The sequence below is a fragment of the Janibacter zhaoxuefangae genome, from assembly GCF_050271985.1.
In the GTDB taxonomy this organism is placed as follows: domain Bacteria; phylum Actinomycetota; class Actinomycetes; order Actinomycetales; family Dermatophilaceae.
The window spans coordinates 2148788-2170927 of the sequence record NZ_CP189849.1 but is presented as its reverse complement, the minus strand read 5'-3'; the positions used below and the strand labels follow the sequence as shown (position 1 = coordinate 2170927).

The following is a 22140-nucleotide window of genomic DNA, read 5'->3' as shown; positions in this document are numbered from 1 at the left end:
CGCCCCGAGTTTGGGACCGCTGATGTCCCAAACTCGACAGAAAGGGGCCCCCCGCCCCGAGGAATGGACACCTGATGTCCAAAACTCGGGGAAGGGGGCCCCAAACTCACGCGATCAGAGCGCGTCGATGATGCCGTTCAGCGTGGCGCTCGGACGCATCGCCGCGGAGGTCTTCGCGGTGTCGGGACGGTAGTAACCGCCCATGTCGACCGGCTGGCCCTGCGCGCCGATGAGCTCGTCGTTGATCTTCTGCTCGTTGTCGGCCAGCTGCTGGGCGACGCCGGTGAAGCGCTCCTTCAGCTCGGCGTCCGTGTCCTGCGCCGCGAGTGCCTGCGCCCAGTAGAGCGCCAGGTAGTAGTGGCTGCCACGGTTGTCGATCTGACCGAGCTTGCGAGCCGGCGACTTGTTCTCGTCGAGGAAGCGCGCGATGGCCGCGTCGAGGGCGTCGGCGAGGACCTGCGCCTTCGGGTTGTCCTGCGTCGTGGCGAGGTGCTCGAGCGAGGCACCCAGCGCTGAGAACTCACCGAGCGAGTCCCACCGCAGGTAGTCCTCCTTGATGAACTGCGCGACGTGCTTGGGAGCCGAGCCGCCGGCACCCGTCTCGAAGAGGCCGCCGCCACCGAGGAGCGGCACGACCGACAGCATCTTCGCGCTCGTGCCGAGCTCGAGGATGGGGAAGAGGTCGGTGAGGTAGTCACGCAGCACGTTGCCGGTGACCGAGATCGTGTCCTCGCCGCGACGGATGCGCTCGAGGCAGTAGGTGATCGCCTCGACCGGCGGCAGGATCTGGATCTCGAGACCGTCGGTGTCGTGGTCACCGAGGTAGCGCTCGACCTTCTCGATCACCTTCGCGTCGTGCGCGCGCGCGGAGTCGAGGTAGAAGACGGCCGGAGCGCCGGTCGCCCGAGCGCGGGTCACCGCGAGCTTGACCCAGTCCTGGACGGGGATGTCCTTGGTGCGCGCCATGCGCCAGATGTCGCCGTCCTCGACGGCGTGCTCCATGAGCGTGTCACCGGCGCCGGTGACGACGCGCACGACGCCGTCGCCCTTGATGACGAAGGTGGTCGGGTGCGACCCGTACTCCTCCGCCTTCTGCGCCATGAGGCCGACGTTCGGCACGGAGCCCATCGTCGCCGGGTCGAGGGCGCCGTTCTTCTTGCAGTCCTCGATGACGGCCTGGTACATCGGGCCGTAGCTGCGATCGGGGATCATCGCGAGCGTCGGCTGGAGGGCGCCGTCGGCGTTCCACATCTGGCCGGAGTCGCGGATGACGACGGGCATCGACGCGTCGACGATGACGTCGTTGGGGACGTGCAGGTTGGTGATGCCCTTGTCGGAGTCGACCATCGCGAGCGCGGGCCGCTCGGCGTAGACGGCCTGGATGTCGGCCTCGATCTCCGCCTTCTGGTCGGCCGGCAGCGACGCGATCTTGGCGTAGAGGTCGCCGAGCCCCTGGTTCGGGTTGACGCCGAGCTCCTTGAGGACGGCGGCGTGCTTCTCGAAGACGGGGGCGAAGAAGACGGTGACGGCGTGGCCGAAGAGGACCGGGTCCGACACCTTCATCATCGTCGCCTTGAGGTGCAGGGACAGCAGCAGGCCCTCGGCCTTGGCGGCGTCGATCTGCTCGGCATAGAAGGCGCGCAGTGCGTTCTTGGCGAGGAAGGTCGCGTCGAGGATCTCGCCGTCGGCCGACGTCAGCCCGTCGGCGAGGATCGTCGTCCCCTCCGGGCCCTCGTGCTCGATGCGGAAGTCGATGGCCTCGTCGGTGACGACGGACTGCTCGTTGCCGTAGAAGTCACCGGTCGCCATGTCCGCCACCCGCGCGGGGGAGTCGGCGGACCACGCCCCGAGGCGGTGCGGGTTCTTGCGCGCGAAGGCCTTGACGGCCTGGGGCGCGCGACGGTCGGAGTTGCCCTCACGCAGGACGGGGTTGACTGCGGAGCCGAGCACCTTGGCGTAGGCCGCCTGGATCGCCTTCTCCTCGTCGGTGGCCGGCTCTTCGGGGTAGTCGGGCAGCGGGAAGCCCTGCCCCTGCAGCTCCTTGATCGCGGCCTGCAGCTGCGGCACGGAGGCGGAGATGTTGGGGAGCTTGATGATGTTGGCGCTCGGGTCCTGCGTCAGCTCACCGAGGCGTGCCAGGTTGTCGGGGACGCGCTGGTCCTCGCTGAGCACGTCGGGGAACTGCGCGAGGATGCGTGCGGCGAGCGAGATGTCGCTCGTCTCGACCGTGACGCCGGTGCCGCGGGTGAATCCGCGCACGATCGGCAGCAGGGAGTAGGTGGCCAGGGCGGGCGCTTCGTCGATCTGCGTCCACACGATGGTTGAAGTCATGCTGTCTCCAGTTTCTGGCGGGATCTGTGGTCCCCGGCCGGTCTCGTAACAGTCCGGGCGCATCATCCCACGGGTCGCGGGCCCGGCTGCGGGCCGTCCGCTTGCCGAATCTGGACGTGATCGTTACCTTTAAGTAACTCGTTGCGCGGGGGCAGGTCGCACGAGGTCCCTCTTTCTCAGTGAAGGGGACGCTTTCGCCCCAAAAAGGGTAAAGGGTCGGTAAAGTTCGACCCCAGGGATGGTCAAGCGGGTAGGGGCAGATCGTGCAGGGTGAGCAGTGGATGGTCGTGGGGTGGGTGATCCTCCCGATCGTGGCCTACGTCATCGGGCGCGTGGGGATCGCGCGGCTCGAGTGGCGCACCCAGAAGGACAAGCCGTCCGACCCCGTCGACCGACTCGCTGAGCTCCGCCGTCGTCAGGACAGCCGCCGCCGCGTGACCGGTGGTCGCCTCGCCGAGGCCACGCGCCTGGCTGAGAGCGCCGGACTCGGCGCCACGCTGCAGGCCCGGCACCGCTGACCATGACGCCGCCGTCGCGCGGTGCGTCCGCAGGTGCCAGCGGGGTGCGGTCCCCGGAGATGCGACGCCTCCAGTTGTGGCTCGCGCTGACCGACCTCCTCGTCATCGTCTGGGCGACCTTCGGGGCCCAGGTCCTGCGCTTCGGCGTCCTTGGCGGGAGCGACCTCGCCGCCCGATCCACGTACGTCAAGCTCAGCTACACGACCTTCAGCATCATGCTCGTGCTGGCCTGGTGGTTGGCGCTGCGCGTGCACGGGGCCTATGCGGTGCACCTGCTCGGCCACGGCACGGGGGAGTACCGCCTCATCGGGACGGCGACGCTGCGCGTCTTCGGCGCGGTCGCGATGCTGGCCTACGCGCTGAAGGTCGATGTCGCCCGCGGTTACATCCTCCTCGCCCTGCCGGCCGGCCTGGTCGGTCTCTACGTGGCCCGGCGGATGTGGCGGCGGTGGCTCGCCGCCCGTCGCGCGGCGGGGCAGTTGAGTCACGACGTGCTCGTCGTCGGTGACGGGGTGCACTCGCGGCACCTCATCCGTGTGCTCGCGGACGTGCCCGAGGCCGGCTATCGCGTCGTCGGGGCGTGCACGTCCGGTGAGACCGACGACGTCGACGGGGCGCCCTTCGTCGGGGGCGTCCCCGTCGTCGGCGCGGAGTACGAGGCCGCGCGGTTGGCGATCGAGCTCGGCGTGGACGTCGTCGCGTGCAGTTCGTCGAGCCGCCTCGGCCCGGCAGGCCTGCGCCGCCTCGGGTGGTCGCTCGAGGGCAGCGGCATCGAACTCGTCGTGTCGCCCGGTCTGACCGACGTCGCCGGCCCGCGCGTCCTCACCCGACCCGTCGCCGGGCTGCCGCTCCTGCACGTGGAGGCGCCGACCTTCTCGGGGCCGAAGCTCGCACTCAAGACGACCATCGACTGGGTGGGCGCCTTCGTGTTGTGTGTCCTGCTGGGTCTGCCGCTGCTCGTCATCGCCGCCATCATCAAGCTGCAGGACGGGGGGCCGGTGTTCTTCCGGCAGCAGCGCGTCGGCCTGGGCGGCGAGCTCTTCGACTTGGTGAAGTTCCGATCCATGGTCGTCGACGCCGAGGCTCGCCTGCCCGAGGTCCGCGCGCTCGAGGAGCGTCAGCGGGCGGCGCTGCGCGCCGAGGCGGGCGAAGGGGCTCGCGCCGGTGACGCCGCGGCCGCCGCAAGGGAGACGGCGGTCATCGACCGGGGCGTGCTCTTCAAGATGGAGGACGACCCGCGCGTGACGCCGGTCGGCCGGTTCATCCGGCGTTACTCCATCGACGAGCTGCCGCAGCTGCTCAATGTCCTCGCCGGGCAGATGAGCCTCGTCGGCCCGCGCCCGCCGCTGCCGTCGGAGGTGTCGCGCTACGAGGACGACGTGCGCCGCCGACTCCTCGTGAAGCCGGGCATGACCGGGCTGTGGCAGATCAACGGTCGCAGCAACCTCACGTGGGACGAGTCGGTCCGCTTCGACCTCTACTACGTGGAGAACTGGTCCGTCGCGCAGGACTTGCTCATCCTGTGGCGCACGCTCGCCGCCGTCGTCCGCAAGGACGGCGCCTACTAGGTCCGAGGTCCTGTCCGATCGGCACAGTGGGGCACCGTCCGCCCTACGCTGATGGCATGTCTTCTGGCCAGGATCAGCGGCGTCGGCTCAGCGCCCCCTTCCGACCACGCAATTACCGCGCGTTCGCCCACACGCTGACGACCTATCGGCGCCCGGTTGATGCCCTGGACCGTTATGTCCGCGGCACGGGGGACTACCCGTGGCACCCGGTGCTGCGGACCCCCATCGGCGAGATCGAGCTCGTCGTGCCGCACCCCCACGACGTGCGCACGGTCAATGAGGTCTTTTGCCGGCGGGACTACGGCTCGGGCGCTCCTGAGGTCGTCGTGGATGTGGGGGGCAACATCGGGGTCAGCGCGGCGTGGTTCCTCAGCCGGACGCCGACCAGCCGTGTGTACGTGTGGGAGCCCGTGCCACACAACCTCGAGTCATTGCGGGCGAACACGGCGGCCTTCGGGGACCGTTGCACCATCCACCCGACGGCGCTCGCGCCGGTGAGTGGACCCGCCACCTTCCTCATCGATCCTGTCGGCCGCTACAGCGGCCTCGCGCAATATCGAGACTCGGCGAGCGGCGCCGTCCCCGTCGAGGTCGAGTGCGAAGCGGTCGGCGAAGCGCTGCGGGGCGTCCTTGAGCGGGAGGGCCGGATCGACCTCGTGAAGGTCGACACCGAGGGCAGCGAGGAGGCGATCGTGGCCGCCATTCCGGCGGACATTCGCGCCGCGATCGGGGAGATCGTCTACGAGTACCCCGGCGGCGTGCGCCGCCTGCGTCTTCGCTAGTCGCTCTCGAAGGGTGCGAATGTGAGCAGCCGCGTGCGGACGAGTTCGTCGACGAAGGTCGCCACGTCGTCACGCACCGTCGCGAGGGGCTCCCCGACCTCCGCGGCCACGCGCGCCGCAAGATCTGGGGCCTCGCCTTCGGGCGCCAGGCGCCAGATCGTGGCGGCCGGCCCCTCGAGGATCGCGATTGGTCCCTGCGGCAGGGGTGCCACGAAGACCCGACCGTCGTCGTCGACGGTCCACGCGACGTCGTCGGGCACGACGTATCGTCCCGGCGTCCCCGTCACCTGCGCGCCATCGGTCGTCATGTCGTCCCTCCCGGCCTGCGCCGCATCGCTCGGATCTCGCGCACGCCGCGCTGGGCGCGATGGACGAACTCGCGCGCGATCTCGCGGCGTGTGGGCCGCCTGCCGTGCTGCATGGCGAGGTGGTCGGTGTTGACGAGCGGGAGGCGGGCGACGATCCGGGCGCGACTGCGCAGGTCCGGGGCCGCCGCGATCCGGGCGCGCCATTCGACGATGCGGTCGCCGCGGCGTGCCACGGCCGACCACAGCTCGTGTTCGGGGGTGGGCGGCAGCCCCTCGAGGTCGCCGGTGCCCGCAGCGAAGGCGACCTGGGCGCGGAGCCTCTCGACCTGCGCGTGCACGCGCGCTCGCCCGGCGGCGTCGGCGCCGTGCCACGAGTGCGTCACGTCAGCCGTCGACTGGCCGCCGTTGACGTTGCGGGCCGCGTGCACCACGAGGATGACGACTTGGGCGGCCACAGCCGGGGTGGTGCACCGATGCCCGCCGAGCACCTTCGTCGTCCGGTCGGCCCACAGCACGTCGAAGGCGTCCGCCGGCGGCAGACCGAAGCCCGGGAAGAGCCGATGGACGTCGACCAGCCCCCAGTGCGGGTGGCGGAGGGTGGCCGAGTGCTCGAAGGCGGAGCTCGTCGCGAACCGTCCCACGACCTCGAAGCCGGCCGCCGCGGCCGCGTGCAGGAAGCGGTCGACGTGGCTGGGCCGCACGAGGACGTCGATGTCGGAGGCCTGCCGGCCGGGGTACAGCAAGGAGGCGTCGAGGGCCTGCCCCTTGATGTGCAGCAGGTCCACCCCGTGGGCGTCGGCGAGCCATTGGATGGCGGCGTGCCCGAGTGCCACGCGGGCGTCGAGGGGCACGTCGGCCTCGCCGGAGGTCGTCGCGGCGACGCGGTCGATGACCCGGCTCATCTCGCCGACGCGGTCGGCCCAGGTCGGCACGTCGGCGTCCACCCCGGTGGGGAAGGTGTCGCGCGCCGGGACCGCCGCGGCCACGGCGTCGGCGAAGGCGTTGCGGTCGACGACCGCGACTCGCGGACCCGCGGCCTCGCGGAACCCCGACACCGGCGTGCTCACGACGGGACGCCCGACGGCGCGGTACTCATACAGCTTGATCGGGTCGAGGCTCTCGGTGAAGTCGTCGACGACGTGCGGCACGACGAGCACGTCGGCGTGTTGCAGGTAGGCCGGGACGTCATGGCGGTCCTTCGCCCCGAGGCGCATCACCCCGGCTGCCTCGAGCCGCGCGTCCTCGGCCGGGGTCAGCGCGTTGGGTCCGACGAGGACGAGGGTGGCGCCGTCCGGCAAGCGGGTGGCGGTCTCCTCGCAGAGGTCGACGTCGAGGCGGTCACCGTGCAGCGTCCCCACATAGACGGCGAGGGGCCCGGTGGGCAGGTCGCCGGGTCGGGCCGTCGGGACGCGAGCGGCCTCGGCATCGACGGCGTTCTGCAGGAGGGTGACCGGGCGCTGCGGTGACTTCGTCCGCTCGAGGCCGGGGGAGCAGACGACGACCTCGACGGCATCGCGCATGAGCACCGCCTCCTGGCGGACGAGGCGCGTGTGGGTGGCCTCGTCCCGGTCGGCCTCGAGCCAGTCGTCGGTGATGTCGTAGAGGGCCGGCCAGCCCGTCAGCGTGAGGACCTCGGCGCCGCCGGGGTCGTTGACCCACAGCATGGGTGCCCGGAAGCCGAGTCGATCCGCGGCCCGACGCACCCCTTCGGCCCATCGCCGGTCCTGACCGGGGTCGACGCGGCGGGGCAGCACCTTCGTCGGTTGGTGGAGCCACAGGGCGTCCGGATCGATCCCCGACAGGTGTGGACCGCGTCGCAGCCCCAACCCGCGGCGGGGTCGCGCCCCGAGCCGCACGGCGTGCACCGGGTCGGAGGCGGGCTCGACGAAGAGGATCCTCAGCCCGGGGTCGGCGCGCAGCAGGCCGGCGACGAGGTGCTGGTTGCGCCGCCACACCTCGTCCCACGGCTCGAGGGAGATGACGACGAGCTCGCGGGTCGCGGCCGGCGCGGCCGGCAGGGGGGAGGTCGCCTCGGCGATGGCGTGGCGATAGAGCGCCTCGGTCGCCTCGGCCTGGGTCGAGATGGCGAAGGCGGTCCGCTGCCGCTCGCGCAGCGCGGCGCCGTAGGCGTCGCGCAGGTCGGGGTCGGCGGCGAGGTCGGCCAGGAGGGCGCCGGCCGCGGTGGGGTTGCCGACGGGTAAGAGGGCCGCGCCGGGGACGGGCCCGACGCTCTCGAGGTGGCCGCCGGCGCCGGCCGCGACGACGGGCAGGCCGCTGGCCATGGCCTCGAGGACGGACAGCCCCATCGGCTCGGCGGGCGCGGGAGCGAGGAAGATCGCTGCCTTGTCCATGAGGTCGGCGATGTCATCGCGGTGACCGAGGAAGTCAGTGGACTCGGATATCCCTAGTTCAGCCGCGCGGGATTCAAGTTCGCTGCGAAGCGAGCCATCGCCTGCGATCGCCAAGCGCCATCCGCGCTCGGTGAGCCCAGACGTAGCAAAAGCGCTCAGACCGATGGCCGAGTCCTTTTCCGCCTCGAGGCGCTGGACCATGAGGACCACATCAATACGCCCTCGGGCCGGGCGTCCGGGGGGTCGGTTGGCGACACCCGGCAAGATGACCGTTGCCTCCTCCGGGATCGCGGCGGCGATGAAGGCGCTGACGGCGATCTCCGCGTGGATCCGCCGCGCGGCCAGCTCGGAGGCCGCCTTGGCCCCCGTGGACGAGCCGCGGCCCGCCGCGAAGTGACGGGTGCTGACGATCGGCGTCCCGATGAGTCCGGGTGAGAGTGACGCGGCGATGTCGGCTGCGGTCATGTGGGTGGCCACGACATCCGCGCGCCGCCCGACCGGACCCGAGAGGCGCCGCAGGGCGTCGTCGACACCGTCCACGGCGATCACGCCGACTCCCGGCCGGTCGATGGCGGCCACCATGCGGTCGACGTCACCCCCGAGGACGGTCACGGTGTGGCCGGCGTCGTGCTGCGCCGCGGCAAGTACGGCGACGTGTCGCTCGACGCCGGCAAAGTTGGCCGTCGCGACGACGTGCGTGATCCTCATGGCATCGCTGCGGCGAGTCCAGCCGACCGCGGGTCCGTCTGGTGTCCGCCGGCCATGTCCAGGGTGTCGGGGACGATGTCCTCGTCCTCGTGGAGGGCCTGGACCCCGAGGCAGATGCCGGCGATGGCGAAGGGGATCGAGCACTGGGCCGCGACCCAGAAGAGGTCGAGCTGCCCCTGGACGAACCGCGACAGGACCGCGAGCAGGGCAAGGGTGCCGTAGGTCGGCGTGACCCGCCACAGGACGACGATCGACCCGACCATGAGGACAAGGAAACCGATCAGACCGATGATTCCTGAAGACGTGAGCACCTCGATCTCGGCATTGGGCGGTTGGAACCCCTCGGCGAAGCGGTCGGTGTACCACCAGCGCAGCCCGACGCCCCAGACCGGACTCTCCTGCCAGATCGCCAAGGCGTCCTCGAACCACGTGAGGCGTTGGAAGACGGAATTGAACTCGTTGCCGCTGGCCACCTGGTCGCGCACCAGGGTCATGACGAGGACAACGGCCGGTCCGACGGCGAAGAGGATCGCCTTGGAGCGCCGACGGTCCGTCTTGGACCGGAGCACGAGGATGACGAGGGCGACGCCGAGGCCGACGATGGCCTGACGTGACTGGCTCAGGGCGACGCCGACGGCGAGCCACCAAAAGATCGCGGCGCCGATCCGGCGGCTCATCCCGAGCCAGACGGGTCGCACGTAGGCGATGAGGGCCGTGATGGCGAGGACCGTGCCCAGGAAGTTCTTGTGCATCCCATACGGGAGGTACACCGGTTCGAACGAGCCGTGCGACAGATTGATCGCAGCCTGGACCATGACCCACCCGGAAAGCACGGAGGCGGCCGCGAGCATGAGCCGCAACCCCGTCGGGCCGTGCCCACCGCGGCCGACCGCCCAGCCGAGGACGAGGGCGCCGCCGATGAGGAACCACGCGTGCACCCACTCGACGAGGTTCGCGAGGTAGGGGTTGGCGATCACCGTGAAGAGGGTGGCGACCTGGTAGATCGCCACGATCCACAGGAGATTGCGCAGGGGCGGGGAGAACGGTCGCTTGGCCAGCAGGAGGGCGGGGGCGGTGGCCAGCCCCAGAGCGACGTCGGAGACGGAGAGGTCGACGCCGCCGCCCCCGACGCGGAACGCGACGTAGAGCAGGGGAAGGAACATCAGCGGCACGAGGGCCGCGTCGACGGCCACGAGGCCGAGGACGAGGGCGGCGCCAGCCAGCACGACGGCCAGCAGTGGTTGGGTGGCGACGAGCCCGCCGAGCGCGAGGGCGAGGGCGATGCCAGCCGCGGCGGCTCCGACGTGACCGGCGCGCGAGTCGAGGCTCGCCATCACCGCGGGTCCGGCTCGGGTGCGGTGCTCGCCGACGCCGCGCGGGCGACCACGTCCGCCTCGACCGCCAGCGGTCCCCGCAGGTAGCGCCGGACGCGGTCGCGCGCGCCGACGGCACGCGCGTCGCGCAGGACGAGGGACCGCGCGGCCGACCCGAGGATGACGGCGGCGCGGGTGACCTGCCAGCCAGCCGAGCCGAAGTGCTTGCGGTGGAAACGCTCCTGGGAGCCGTGGAAGTGGGCGTCGCGCCGCGTCGAGTCCGAGCTCGTCGCCGCTCCGAGGTGCATGGCCGTCACCTCGGGGACGAGGCGGTGACGCCAGCCGAGGTCGGCGGCGCGGCGCGCCCAGTCCGTCTCCTCGGCGTAGAGGAAAAACGACTCGTCGAGGCCGCCGACCTGACGCACGGCCTCCGCCCGAAGCAGCAGCACGGAGCCGATGACGTAGGAGTCGCGGCGCAGACGACCGAGGCCGAGCGCCTCGACGACGGCGCCGCCCGGCGACGGGAAGGGCCAGGCGACCCGGCTCGCGTGGCCGTCGCCGTCGACTTGGGCGGGTCCCACGCTCGCGAGGAGCGGGTCGGCCAGGAGCGCGGCGTGCAGTGCCCGGATCCCGGGCTCGTCGATGACGGCATCGGGGTTGAGGAGGAGGACGTCGGCGTCCGGCAGCAGGCGATGGGCGAGGCCGTGGTTGACCCCCGCGGCGAACCCGCCATTGCGGGCCGGGTCGAGATAACGCACGCCGAGGTCGTCACAGACCGCACGGACCTCGGGGTCGGAGGAGTTGTCGACGACGGTGACGGGCAGGTGCGCGACGGGTGTCAGCGAATCGCGCAGCAGCGCCGCTGAGTGGTAGGCCACGACGATGATCTCGGGTCCGCGGTCGCCCGAGGGGATGGCGGCCTTGGCCACCTCGTCATAGAGCTCCACGTAGTCCCCGCCGATCACGTCCCAGTCGTACGCGCGTGCGCGCGCGACACCCTCCGCACGCATTGTCGCTGACAGGACGGGATCGGCGCCAACCCGCGTGAGGGCCGCGGCCAGGGCTGCGGGGTCGCCGGGTGGCACGAGCAGGCCCGCGCCGCCGACGACGTCGGGCAGGGCGCCGCTGTCACTCGCCACGACAGGGGTGCCGCACGCCATCGCCTCGACGGCGACGCGGCCGAACTGCTCGAGCCACCCCGGCGTCGTCAACGACGGCACGGCGAGGACGTCGAGGCCGCGATAGAAGGCGGGCAGGTCCCCTGGATCGAGGGACCCGAGGAAGGTGACGCGCCCTTCGAGATCGGGGCGGGCGGCGCGGGCCCGCAGGTCGGCCTCGTGAGGGCCGGCGCCGGCCAGCGACAGCGTGAGCTCGGGGGCCAGGGCCATCGCCTCGAGCAGGACGTCCACGCCCTTGTGACTGGCGAGGCGGCCGACGTAGCCGACGCGGGGCGGTCCGTCGTGGGCGGCGCGCGGCTGCGCCTCGAAGGCGGTGGTGTCCAGCCCGAGGCCGATCACGGCGGCCCGGCCGGTGAGCCCCTTGCGCGTGAGGATCGCCGCGGCCTCGGCATTGCAGACGCTCGCGGCCGAGGCGTGCCGCAGCGCCCAGCGCTCCAACCAGCGGAAGGGGGGCGGATACCGCTTCTCGATGTTCTGCGCCGAATAGATCAGATAGGGCACCCGTGACCGGCGCAGCGCCCGCAGTGCCAGCACCTCGGCCGTCGCGAGGGCGAAGGGCTCCTCGTGGAGGTCGAGGACGTCCCAGTCCTGACCGAGCAGCCGCCACAGCGGCCGCGGGTCATAGACGAAGCGGGCAGGGTGCCGACCCCACGTGCGAACCCCTTCCACGTCCTCCCCGGGGCGGGCGACGAGGGGCACGTCCACGCCACCCTCGTCCCAGACCGCGGCGCTGACCGAGTGGACGTCGTGGCCCCGGCGTCGGGCCACGCGCTCGCGCTCGCGCCACACATCGACGACCGCCGAGTGAGAGATCCGCAGGACCCGCACGCTATAGACTCCTCGGAAGCAGGTGGGGGGCGTCAATGACCTTAGACCCCGGATCCGACGGCCGACGCCCACGCGCCGTCATCCGGCAGGAGTGCCCGTGCAGTTCCGAGAGTTCCTCAACGTCCTCAAGACCCGGTGGCGGGTGATCGCCGCGAGCGTGCTGCTGGCCGTGCTGGCCGCCACGGTCCTGACCATCCTCACGAAGCCGGTCTACACGGCGCAGGCGCGCATCTACCTCAGCGCCGAGAACGACTCGTCCAAGTCCGAGGGGAACGGCGTCTTCGTCCTGACGACGAAGGACCTCGACACCTACGTGTCCATCCTCAACACCCCTGCCGTGCTCGACCCTCTCCGCAAGGAGTTGGGCATGCCGGAGGGTCACCCGATCGACGTCCAGGCCGGCGTCACCGACGCGACCTCCATCCTCGACATCACGGCACGCTCCTCCGACCCGGACGAGGCGGCTGCCGTCGCCAACGAGGTCGGCCCGCAGCTCGGCGAGGTGGCCGGCAAATTCTCGACCCTGCTGAGCGCCTCCGGTCAGAAGGTCATCTCCACGCCCATCCAGCCCGCCGTCGCCCCCGCGACGCCGACGTCGCCGGACCCGGTGCGCAACATCGGTCTCGCGCTGCTGACCGGTCTCGCGCTCGGCATCGGACTGGCGCTCATCCGGCACACGCTCGACACGAGGGTCCGCACCGAGGCGGACATCAAGGCCCTCTCCGATGCCCCCATGCTGGCGAGCCTGCCGCTCGAGCGGAAGACGCCTTCGGCGGGGGAGGGGCTGCTCAGCGTCGAGAGCGACCCGCACGGTCACCACGCGGAGGCCATCCGGCGCCTGCGCACCAACCTCATGTTCGTCGACGTCACGACGGGGCGACACTCCTTCGTCGTCACCTCCTCGATGCCCGGTGAGGGCAAGACGACGACGGCGGCGAACCTCGCGCTGGCCATGGCCGACGCCGGGACGAAGACGCTCCTCGTCGATGCCGACCTGCGCAACCCGTCGGTGGCCAAGACGCTCGGGATCGAAGGCGGCGTCGGCCTCACGACGATCCTGCTGGGGCAGGCCGCGCCTGGCGATGTGATCCAGCGGTGGGGCACCACCGACCTGCACGTCCTGCCGGCCGGCCAGATCCCGCCGAACCCGAGCGAGCTGCTCGGGTCCGAGCCGATGGAGGCGCTCTTCGCGACGCTGCTGCACGACTACGACTTCGTCCTCGTCGACAGCCCGCCGGTCGTGCCCGTCATCGACGCCGTCATCATCGAGCGCCTGACGGGTGGTCTGCTCATGGTCGTCGGCGCCGACCGGACGAAGAAGAAGGACCTGGCCAGCGCCATGAAGCAGTTGGCGACCGTCGACGCGAAGGTCTCGGGGTTCGCGCGCAACATGGTGGCGACGCGACGCGGCAGCGAATACCGCTATGGCTATCACCGCTACGAGGCGGCCGTGGCCCAGGGCACCCGGCGCGGGCGCAAGAACGTCGCCAAGGTCTGACCCCTCACGCCTTTGGGCATGACGAAGGGCGCCACACGAGGTGTGGCGCCCTTCGTCATACCCTGTCGATTGGAGACCGGTCAGGGAGTGGACGTGTGCGGGTAGTCGAAAGTGCAAGGCTCGAGCGAGCTCACGTTGATGGAGACTCTCTCGGCGACGACGTTGCCCTGGCAGTCGGTGTAGGTGTACGTGATGTCGACCTCGCCGTTGGCGATGTTGCCGACCTCGTCGGAGTCGTACTCCCACGAGAGCGAGCCCTTCGCGGGGATCGTGAAGTCCGTGTCGACCGCAGGACTGGTGAACGAAACGTCCGAGCCGCTGTTCGGGTCGACGACGAAGGAGACGATGTGGACGTCGGTGGCGCAGTTGAGCGAGTTCGAGAACTCGAGCTCAATGTGGTAGCGCTTGACACCCTTGGTGTGCTTGCACGAGTCGTCACCCACGGAGGGAGCGACGGGCGGCGGGCTGGCGGCGGCCATGGGCGCCGCGGCAGCGAAGGTGACGACAGGCGCCGCCCATGCGGCCCCCTTCACGAGGGTGCGGCGCTTGACGCCCTGCTCGCCCCCAGAGATCTGGTTGTCCTGCATGTGTTTCCCCTTAGCAATTGCACGCGTGGTGCCACGATGATAGGTGCAGGCTAGCAGCGCCGAGGGGGCTGCCGATACCGAACGAGGGAACTTCTCGGCCTCGCCACGAGTAGCCCACACTGTCAACGTCATGATGTCGGTTCAGCTGACTCGGGGGTAATAATGCTAAATACGACAAAGGCGCACATTCTTGTCGTGTGTACGGGCAACATCTGTCGCTCGCCGGCGGCCGAACGGCTGTTGGCTGACGCGCTGGCGGGTGTCGACGACGGCGTCAGGGTCTCAAGCGCCGGGACGCGACCCATGGAGGGCGACCCGATCGAGCCGACGATGGCCCGTCTCCTCGACGAGGGAGGGGTCGACACCGGGGGCTTCGCCGCCAGGTGGCTCACCCCCGACCTGATCCGGGACGCCGACGTCGTCCTGGCGATGACGCGCGATCACCGGAGCAAGATCGTCCAGATGGCGCCGGCCGCGCTCAAGCGGACCTTCACCCTGCGCGAGCTGGCACGTCTCGCCCAGCGCATCGCCCCGGATGAGCTGGACGCGGTCGCCGGCCCCGAGGCGGACGTCTCCGCACGTCTGGCCGCGCTCGTCCAGCTCGCCCCCCGCCATCGCGGCCCCGTCCCGCCCGAGGATGATGACGTCGTCGACCCCTACCGGAAGGGGGACGACGTCTTCGCCGAGGTGTACGCCCAGCTCGTCGGTGAGGTGACCGCCCTCGTGCGGGTCCTCGCGCCCGACCGGGCGTGAATCGTTCGCTGCGCACGGCTCTCTGGTGCGCCCTGGGCTTCGTGGGGCTCTACGCCGTGGCGGTCCTGACGAAACCGGGACAGTGGGCCGACGACCGGTTCTTCGCCCTCGCTCAGGCGGTCGCCGTCGGCCCGTCGCAGCAGTGGCTGCCGGTGCTGGCCCGTGACGTGTTGCCGGGGGCGATGGCGGTCGTGGTCCTCATCGGCGCCATACGAGCCGTCGCGACTGGCCGCTGGGGTGCGGTTTTGGCGTGCCTGCCGATCGTGGTCGTGCCGGTGCTGTTGGGGCCGTTCCTGCGGGACGTCGTCCTGTGGCGACCTCAATTCGGGTACTCGTACCCCGAAAACACGCTGCCGTCGACGCACGCGAGCGCGGTCGTCGCCCTCACTGTCGCGGTAGCGATTCTGTGGCCGCGGCGACCGGGGTGGATCGATCGGGGACTTCTGCTTGTCGTCGGCCTGGCCTTGGTGGGCAACGTCGTCGACTACGCCCACCGCCCCAGCGACGTCGTCGCCTCCCTGCTGCTCGTGGGCGCCGTGGCAGCCCTCACCGGCTGGATCGTGCCGCGACCTTCGCCCACACTGCGGCGTGACCCTGCAGGCACCGCTCCCACGTGAAGTCGCTCGCGCGCCGGCGCCCCCGTGCTGCGGTGATGGTCACCTGCGGGTCGCCGGAGGTGGCGTCGATGATCCCCTGCGCCAGCGAGGGGCCATCCGGTGCGACGAGGATGCCTCCGTCGCCGACGACCTCGGGCAGGGAACTCGTGTTCGACGAGACCACCGGCGTGCCGACGGCCATGCCTTCGAGCGCGGGGAAGCCGAACCCCTCATAGAGGGAGGGGACGACGACGGCCTCGGCCGCGGCCATGAGGTGCGGGACGATCGCGGCGTCGACCATCCCGGCGAGGACGACGTTGGGCAGGCCGTGGAAGAGGGCCGTCCGTCGGGGGTGCGGCGGCCCGGTCAGCACGAGGGTGAGGCCGGGTCGCGCCCGGCGAACGGTCGGCCAGGCCTCCGCGAGGCCGGCGAGGTTCTTGCGCTCCGAGGCGCCGCCGGTCGTGAGGACGAAGGGGCCGTCGATCCCGAGCGCTGCCAGGCCCGCGGCGTCCAGGGGAGTGGCGTCGTAGAAGCGCGCGTCGACCCCGTTGTGCACGACGTGCGGCTCGTCGATGCCGAGGAGGTCGACGGCTTCGCCGGCGCTGAAGGCGGACACGCAGATGACGCCGGCGGCCCGGCGGATCTCGTCCTGGGCAGCCGGGACGGGCGCGGACTCGTCGGGGAACTTCCACGACACGACGTCGTGCAGCGTGAGGACGTCGGCGTGCGGGGACGGCGGCAACTCCAGGCTCATCCGGTGGACGATCGCGTCCGTGGGATACAGCGCTCGACCGATGAGACGCCGAACCGAGGCGGGCGCGGTGGCGACCTTCCCCATGGGGATCCGATGGGTGCCCGCCAGGGGTGACCGGAGCGAGCGGATGACCGCCTCCTCGACGGTCCAGCCGGCTGCCGCCAGCGCCTCCGGGGCCCGGGCGATGACCTGCTGCTCATAGATCCCTGCGCCGAGGACGGTGTCCGTGGCGATGCGGGCGATGGTCAGGCGTGGCATGGAAGGTCCTCGGGGGTGGGCGGTCGCGCGGCGCGCGGCTGCCATGATGGCACGCGGCACCAGGGTCCAGCGGCACATGGGGGATGACGTGACAGGCGCACAACCGGCACGGCGCATTGCGCTCATCGCGTCGTCCTTCCATCCCCACACGGGGGGCGTGGAGGAGCACGTCCGGCATGTCGCCCGCGAGTTGGTCGCCCAAGGCGCGGACGTCCAGGTGTGGACGGTGGATCGCGGCGAGCACCTCGGGAGCCGGGTCGTCGACGGCGTGCCCGTGCGCTACCTCCCGACCCCGTTGCCGGCGCGGGACGTGCGGTCGCTGGCGAGCTTCGGGTTCCGTGCCCCTGCTGCGTGGTCGCGGTGGTGGCGGGCGTTCCGCGCCTTCCGACCCGAGGTGTTGCACGTCCAGTGCTTCGGCCCCAACGGGCTGTATGCGCTCGCCCTCCACCGGGCGACCGGCACGCCACTCATCGTCAGCGCCCATGGCGAGACGCTCGCCGACGACCATGGCGCCTTCGAGGAGTCGGCTCTGCTGCGGGCCGGGCTGCGTGAGGCGATCACGCGGGCCGCCGTGGTGACGGGGTGCTCCGAGTTCGCCCTGCGGGACCTGCGCGAGCGGTTCGGTCTCACGGGCGGCGTCGTCGTCCCCAACGGCGTCGACCTTGACGAGCCGGTGGGTCCGCCCCCGGTCCTGACCGACGGTGCTCCGGTCGTCTTCGCGGTGGGGCGGGTGGAGCGAATGAAGGGGTTCGACCTCCTGCTCGACGCCGTGGCCCGCTTCGACGACGTGCGCGTCGTCATCGGGGGCGACGGGGCCGCGCTCGCCGACCTTCGGGAGCAGGCGAGCGCCCTCGGTCTGGGGGAGCGGGCGACCTTCCTCGGTCGGTTGTCGCGACCCGAGGTCGGGGCGTGGATGGGTCGGGCCGACGTCGTCGCGGTCCCGAGCCGACGTGAGGCCTTCGGCATCGTCGTGCTCGAGGCGTGGCGCGCCGGCACTCCCGTCGTGGTGACGAACCGTGGCGGCACCGGTGAGTTCGTCATGGACGGGCAGGACGGCCTGCTCGTCGATCCCACCGACATCGACGCCCTGGCCGCAGCGCTGCGTCGAGTGCTGGCCGATCCCCGCCTGGCCGACGAGTTCGCGAGCGCGGGACGTCAGCGGGTGGAGTCGTACACCTGGGCGATGGTGGCGGAGCGCTACCGGAGCATCCAGGCCGAGGCCGAGGCCGAGGCCGAGGCTCGGGATGAGGCGTGATGGCTCCTGGCGGCGAAACCGCAGGCTCCCCCTCCCCGATCCCAGGACGGCACCTGCCATCCCTGACCGGAATGCGGTTCCTCGCGGCGATGCTCGTCGCTCTCTTCCACGCGACCATGTGGGCGAGTCCGACACGCGCCGCGAGCGGTCCGCTCCGGTTCGGCTACGTCGGGGTGGCCTTCTTCTTCGTCCTGTCGGGCTTCGTCCTCACGTGGACGTGGCGGCGTGGTGATCGAGCGGGGGCCTTCTACCTGCGACGCGTGGCTCGTGTCTATCCGCTCCATCTGCTCATGACGGCGGTGGCCGCCGTGCTCGCGAGTGCCGGCGTGCTCATCGACGCGAACGTGAAGGCCCTGCCCTGGCATCTGCTGCTCCTGCACGGATGGGTCCCCGACACCTCTGTCACGTATGCGTACAACGGCCTGTCATGGTCACTGTCTGACGAGGCGTTCTTCTACCTCGTGTTCCCTGTGCTCGTGGTGCTGGCAGCGTCGAGGTGGGTCGGCCCCAAGGTGCTGGTCGTCGCCGGTCTCGTTTGGCTCCTGATCGGTGGCCTCGTGGTCCAGTGCGTCGCGCCCGAGTTCTCGTGGTTTCTCTACACCCTGCCCCTCTACCGGGTGGGTGAGTTCGCCCTCGGCATGGGGGTGGCGTTGGCGATGCGTTCGGGCTGGCGGCCGCCCCTGCCGCCGTGGGCAGGGTTGGCGGCGGCAACCGTCGGATACCTCTCGCTGTGGGTCGCCAACCGGTTGACCGGAGGGCTGGTCGAGGGCAGCTACTGGATGACACACCTCATCGTGTTGCCCGGATTCGTGCTGGCGGTGGCGACCTGCGCCGCCGGGGATCTCACGGGCTCAGGAATGGGCCTGCTTCGACACCCCTGGCTCGTCACCTTGGGTCAGTGGTCCTTCGCTCTCTATCTGGTCCACGCCCTGATGATCCGGTCCTCGTTGCCGCTGCTCGAGATGACTCCCCCGGGAGCTCGTGTGATGGTCACGACGGGTGCGGTATGTGTCAGCATCCTCCTCGCTGGAGGCCTCTATGAATGGTGGGAGAGGCCCATCGAGCAGCGGATCCGGCGCTGGAGTGGACAACGGGCGTCCGTGGTGATGGACAAGCAGTGACCACCGGCGGCTCGGCGGGATGCCGTTGATATTCGTGAAAGAGTCCTCAGCATGTCTCGGACAATTCATGCTCTCTGCGCATCTGAGCCTGAGCCGGAGGTCGTCGTCGACACCAGACGATCCGCATCTGGGGAGCGACGATGACGAGCCGGGCGGCGCAGCAGCACCGGCGCGCATCAAGGGACGAGCGGTTGATTGACGAGCGCTGGGCCTATGACTCGGCGTCGCGGCGCAGGGCGCGCTTCGCCGGCCGAACCCTCGATGCGGTTGTGCGAGCGAGGGCGGTCCGACCCGGGATGCTCCCCGCGTATTGGTGGGACGGTCATCCCAACTTCGGGGATGCGCTCACCCCGTGGGTGTTGGCGAGGTACGGGGTGGTGGCGGTCCATACGCCCCCGGAGCGGGCGCGGCTTGTGGGGATTGGGAGTCTCATCGAGCAGTTGCCCGACGACTTCTCCGGTGACCTCTGGGGCACCGGGCTTCTGCGTGGCCAGCCACGCACCTTGCCGTTGGCGCGACCGTTGGCCGTTCGGGGCCCTCTCACCAAGGCGCTCCTCGGCATCACCGACGACATCGCCCTGGGTGATCCGGGCATTCTGGTCGCCCGCCATGCCCGACGCGGCAGGATGCGTTGGCGTCTCGGCGTCCTCCCCCACGGGTTGCACCGTGACGATGCCGGGCTGCGGGAGCTGGCGGTCCGTGGAGGGGACGACGTCCGGGTGATCGACGTGCGGTCGCGGCCCAGCGCTGTGATCGGGCAGATCTCGCACTGTGGCGCTGTGCTCACGACCTCCCTGCACGGGCTCATCGTGGCCGACGCTCTGGGGATACCCGCAGTGTGGACCCAGCGTGAGCCCCTCCTGTGGGGTGGCCGGTTCAAATTCGACGACTACGAAGCCGTGCTGACACCCGGGTGGTCACGGGAGGTCGACGTCGACGAGGTCAACACGATGGAGCGGGTCCTTGCGCACGCGGACATCGCCGACCGCACAGCCCGGGACCACACGATCAACCGACTCGAGGGCACACTGCCGCACCTCCGGGTGACCGAGGCGTCACTGTGGGAGGCCCACCGAGTTCGCCAGAGTCCGGCCAACCCATGACCATCGACCCTCAGCGTCATCGGTGGATGGACGTCCTGCGGGGGGCCGCGGTGCTTCTGGTCATCGCCTGGCATGCCGCGACCATCCCCGACGCCTACGGTTTTGTGGTTCCCGAGGCTGTGCACAGGGTCAACAGGGCAGGCGCGCCGTACCGCCAGCCGCTCCTGCTTTTCCTCTCCGGCATGCTGCTCGGGCGGTCTCTCGACAAGCAGTGGCGCAGCTATGCAGCAGGCAAGGCCCGCGCAATACTGTGGCCGCTATTCGTCTGGACGTTGATCACCGCTGCGGTCGCCGACGTAAGTGCTCTGGCGCAGCCTGTGACGTGGCTGGCCGGATACCGCCACTTGTGGTTCCTGAATGTCCTGCTGGCCTGTTATGCCGTGGGTCTACTCGGTAAGCACATGCGTGCCCCGTGGTGGCTGGTCGCTGCGTCGTTGTGGAGCGTCTGGCTCGTGTTCTCCCCCCAACTGCCGGGCGTCACCAACTTCCTGTGGTTCGGCGGCTTCTTCTTCGCAGGGAGTGCCGCGGCGAGCCTTGTGCCCCGTTTTCAAGGGGGGGGGGGGGCTGGTCCTCGTGCCGGTGGCCGTTGCGGCAGTTGGCGTGGTTGGTGCCGTGACGGGATCGGCCGGGTACGCATGGCGACCTCACTGGTTGATCATCTCCCTCTGTGGCGTGGCCGTCCTCGTGTGGGCAGCGCCTCGCATTCCGTCGTCCCGCGCCATGACGATGTTCGAAGCAGCGGGCCGTCGATCCATCGTCTTCTACGTTGCTCACGTCCCGGCGATCATCGTTGCTTGTCGCGTGCTGAGCGGGTCGTCCCTCAACGGCTGGGTGGTCTATGCCATCTTGGCCTCGGTGGGCGGGTGCGTCCCGTTGGCCCTCATACACGCCCGGCGCGCCGACAGGTTGTTTGCACTGCCAGACCGATCACCCGCCGCGTTACATGTCAGAGAGCTCGGGTGAGGGCCCGTCGCACGCATCAGCCGCCAAAGAATCTGGAGCCGGCCGCCTGCGCGGAGCATGGGGTCAAGGGGCGCGCGAGTCAGAGGGGGATTGGGATCCGGGGGCTAGCACCAGCGGTGAGGGGAAAGGCGCCTAGGCGCCAGCCGCGCTGAGCTCCAAGTGCCACGACGGGTCGTCAACGATCACGGCGATATCTACAGTCGGCGCGCCTCAGCCTCGGTCGGCCGCTCGGCATCAAAGACAGGGAAGTGGGCCCGACCGTAGTGGTGCGATGGCCGTTCCACTACGAGGTACAGGGCGAAGGCAACCAGGCAGGTCACCGCGAGTCCCACCGTCATCCCGGCCACGAGAGCGACCCAATCATTCTCGAGCGAGGGCCGGAGGACGTGTCCCACCATAAGCAGGACTGGTTGGTGCACGAGATAGAAACTGTAGGACGCAAGGCCCCACCGTTCGAACGGAGTCGCGGCGAGCGACGGTCCCACGGACGTCGCTACCAGCAGGATGGCGGCTGCCGAGGGGAGCGACCAGATGACGGCGCGCCCGAGAGCGACATCGGCCGTCGACCACCCCACCGCCAGCAGCCCGCCGATGACCAATGCTGCCCACAGGGCTGTCGCTCGAGGGACACGTCCTCGTGACACGAGGTGTGCGCAGGCCACTCCGACGCAGAACTGCACGAGCCGTATCGGGAGGTTGTGCTCGTCCGTCAGAGCGTCACCGAGCGCTCCGGGGAGCGAGACCATCGTCAACGATGTGGAAAGAACGGCGGCTGCACCCACGACAGGCCAGATCCCGAATCGTCGTGCGAACAGGATGACGAGGGGGAAGGTTAGATAGAGTTGCGCCTCCAGTGCGACGCTCCAGAGCGAACCGTTGATGGTCCCGAGCGTCGGTGGATTCCACGTCTGGAGGAGCGCTGCGTGCCAGGCGAGATCCGAGGCGCTGGCCCGCTCAGCCACGATCCACGTGGCCATCGGGGAGAGGGCAATTGCTGCTGCAAGCCCAAGGGCGACAAAGTAGGGCGGGAGCAGGCGGGTTGCGCGCCGGCGAAGGAAGTTGCCCATGTTCAGCGGGCGGTCCGTGCGGAAGGCAGGCAGCCCGAGGACGAAGCCCGAGAGCACGATGAAGACGTCCACGCCCTGGGCGCCGATCGCCATCAGCTCGGGGAGTCGAGCCGGTAGATCCGTCAGGGACCAATAACCGCCCAAATGGCACACGAAGACGGCGAGCGCCGCGATGGCGCGCAAGGCATCAATGCCCACGACGCGGGGGCCGCGCCCGGTCGCGGCGGCGCCGGGAACAGATGTCGTCACGGCTTGAAGGTAGCCGATCGGGGTCCACAGGCGGACGGTCTTGGACACACC

At 70.4% G+C, this 22140-nt stretch carries 18 protein-coding genes; 10 read left to right on the top strand and 8 right to left on the bottom strand.

Annotation, left to right across the window (positions count from 1 at the left end):
* Window positions 1-114: 114 nt before the first annotated feature.
* Complete coding sequence (locus tag ACQBAS_RS10170) at window positions 115-2331, bottom strand: NADP-dependent isocitrate dehydrogenase (protein WP_427383680.1); 2217 nt, start codon at window positions 2329-2331, stop codon at window positions 115-117.
* Between the two features lie 263 nt (window positions 2332-2594).
* On the opposite strand from ACQBAS_RS10170, the gene ACQBAS_RS10165 reads away from it, so the two are divergent.
* From ACQBAS_RS10165 to ACQBAS_RS10155, 3 genes are read left to right on the top strand one after another with little or no spacing between them, the layout of a single operon-like run.
* Window positions 2595-2849 carry a hypothetical protein gene (locus tag ACQBAS_RS10165; RefSeq protein ID WP_427383679.1) on the top strand — a complete coding sequence of 85 codons (255 nt, stop codon included), beginning with the start codon at window positions 2595-2597 and terminating at the stop codon, window positions 2847-2849.
* Window positions 2850-2851: 2 nt separating this feature from the next.
* On the top strand, window positions 2852-4417 hold the full coding sequence (locus ACQBAS_RS10160; protein WP_427383678.1) for a sugar transferase: 1566 nt from the start codon (window positions 2852-2854) through the stop codon (window positions 4415-4417).
* 56 nt (window positions 4418-4473) lie between these two features.
* Window positions 4474-5199, top strand: coding sequence for an FkbM family methyltransferase (locus ACQBAS_RS10155; RefSeq protein ID WP_427383677.1), 726 nt, complete (start codon window positions 4474-4476; stop codon window positions 5197-5199).
* Here the strand turns inward: ACQBAS_RS10155 and ACQBAS_RS10150 are convergent.
* The 4 genes from ACQBAS_RS10150 to ACQBAS_RS10135 are packed head-to-tail and all read right to left on the bottom strand — an operon-like array spanning window position 5196 to window position 11885.
* Window positions 5196-5507, bottom strand: a complete 312-nt coding sequence (locus ACQBAS_RS10150; protein WP_427383676.1) for a PqqD family protein — start codon at window positions 5505-5507, stop codon at window positions 5196-5198. The two genes, ACQBAS_RS10155 and ACQBAS_RS10150, sit on opposite strands and share 4 nt — an antisense overlap.
* Window positions 5504-8566, bottom strand: coding sequence for a glycosyltransferase (locus ACQBAS_RS10145; protein WP_427383675.1), 3063 nt, complete (start codon window positions 8564-8566; stop codon window positions 5504-5506). The genes ACQBAS_RS10150 and ACQBAS_RS10145 overlap by 4 nt, the downstream gene beginning before the upstream one ends.
* On the bottom strand, window positions 8563-9900 hold the full coding sequence (locus ACQBAS_RS10140) for an O-antigen ligase family protein (RefSeq protein WP_427383674.1): 1338 nt from the start codon (window positions 9898-9900) through the stop codon (window positions 8563-8565). Before ACQBAS_RS10140 ends, ACQBAS_RS10145 begins: the two co-directional genes overlap by 4 nt.
* Window positions 9900-11885: a glycosyltransferase gene (locus ACQBAS_RS10135; protein ID WP_427383673.1), complete on the bottom strand. Its 1986-nt coding sequence runs from the start codon at window positions 11883-11885 to the stop codon at window positions 9900-9902. The genes ACQBAS_RS10140 and ACQBAS_RS10135 overlap by 1 nt, the downstream gene beginning before the upstream one ends.
* A gap of 97 nt (window positions 11886-11982) precedes the next feature.
* On the opposite strand from ACQBAS_RS10135, the gene ACQBAS_RS10130 reads away from it, so the two are divergent.
* Complete coding sequence (locus tag ACQBAS_RS10130; protein WP_427383672.1) at window positions 11983-13383, top strand: polysaccharide biosynthesis tyrosine autokinase; 1401 nt, start codon at window positions 11983-11985, stop codon at window positions 13381-13383.
* 80 nt (window positions 13384-13463) lie between these two features.
* On the opposite strand, the gene ACQBAS_RS10125 is transcribed toward ACQBAS_RS10130, so the two are convergent.
* Entirely contained in the window at window positions 13464-13970 is a 507-nt protein-coding gene (locus tag ACQBAS_RS10125) for a hypothetical protein (protein ID WP_427383671.1), read from the bottom strand.
* Window positions 13971-14132: 162 nt separating this feature from the next.
* Here ACQBAS_RS10125 and ACQBAS_RS10120 point away from each other — a divergent pair, with 162 nt between their 5' ends.
* Both ACQBAS_RS10120 and ACQBAS_RS10115 read left to right on the top strand, forming a co-directional pair.
* Window positions 14133-14723, top strand: a complete 591-nt coding sequence (locus ACQBAS_RS10120) for a low molecular weight phosphatase family protein (protein ID WP_427383670.1) — start codon at window positions 14133-14135, stop codon at window positions 14721-14723.
* Window positions 14720-15340: a phosphatase PAP2 family protein gene (locus ACQBAS_RS10115; protein ID WP_427383669.1), complete on the top strand. Its 621-nt coding sequence runs from the start codon at window positions 14720-14722 to the stop codon at window positions 15338-15340. Before ACQBAS_RS10120 ends, ACQBAS_RS10115 begins: the two co-directional genes overlap by 4 nt.
* Here the strand turns inward: ACQBAS_RS10115 and ACQBAS_RS10110 are convergent.
* Entirely contained in the window at window positions 15270-16331 is a 1062-nt protein-coding gene (locus ACQBAS_RS10110; protein WP_427383668.1) for a glycosyltransferase family 4 protein, read from the bottom strand. The two genes, ACQBAS_RS10115 and ACQBAS_RS10110, sit on opposite strands and share 71 nt — an antisense overlap.
* Before the next feature lie 157 nt (window positions 16332-16488).
* Here ACQBAS_RS10110 and ACQBAS_RS10105 point away from each other — a divergent pair, with 157 nt between their 5' ends.
* The 4 genes from ACQBAS_RS10105 to ACQBAS_RS10090 all read left to right on the top strand — a co-directional run bounded on the left by ACQBAS_RS10105 (window position 16489) and on the right by ACQBAS_RS10090 (window position 20925).
* Window positions 16489-17586 carry a glycosyltransferase family 4 protein gene (locus ACQBAS_RS10105; protein WP_427383667.1) on the top strand — a complete coding sequence of 366 codons (1098 nt, stop codon included), beginning with the start codon at window positions 16489-16491 and terminating at the stop codon, window positions 17584-17586.
* Between the two features lie 71 nt (window positions 17587-17657).
* A complete protein-coding gene (locus tag ACQBAS_RS10100; protein ID WP_427383666.1) occupies window positions 17658-18707 on the top strand; it encodes an acyltransferase family protein in 1050 nt (349 codons plus the stop codon).
* 413 nt (window positions 18708-19120) lie between these two features.
* Window positions 19121-19810: a polysaccharide pyruvyl transferase family protein gene (locus tag ACQBAS_RS10095; protein WP_427383665.1), complete on the top strand. Its 690-nt coding sequence runs from the start codon at window positions 19121-19123 to the stop codon at window positions 19808-19810.
* The gene (locus tag ACQBAS_RS10090; RefSeq protein WP_427383664.1) at window positions 19807-20925 is read left to right on the top strand and encodes an acyltransferase family protein; all 1119 of its coding nucleotides are present in this window, start codon (window positions 19807-19809) and stop codon (window positions 20923-20925) included. The genes ACQBAS_RS10095 and ACQBAS_RS10090 overlap by 4 nt, the downstream gene beginning before the upstream one ends.
* Window positions 20926-20967: 42 nt before the next feature.
* Here the strand turns inward: ACQBAS_RS10090 and ACQBAS_RS10085 are convergent, their stop codons facing one another.
* On the bottom strand, window positions 20968-22137 hold the full coding sequence (locus tag ACQBAS_RS10085) for an acyltransferase family protein (protein WP_427383663.1): 1170 nt from the start codon (window positions 22135-22137) through the stop codon (window positions 20968-20970).
* Window positions 22138-22140 lie beyond the last annotated feature (3 nt).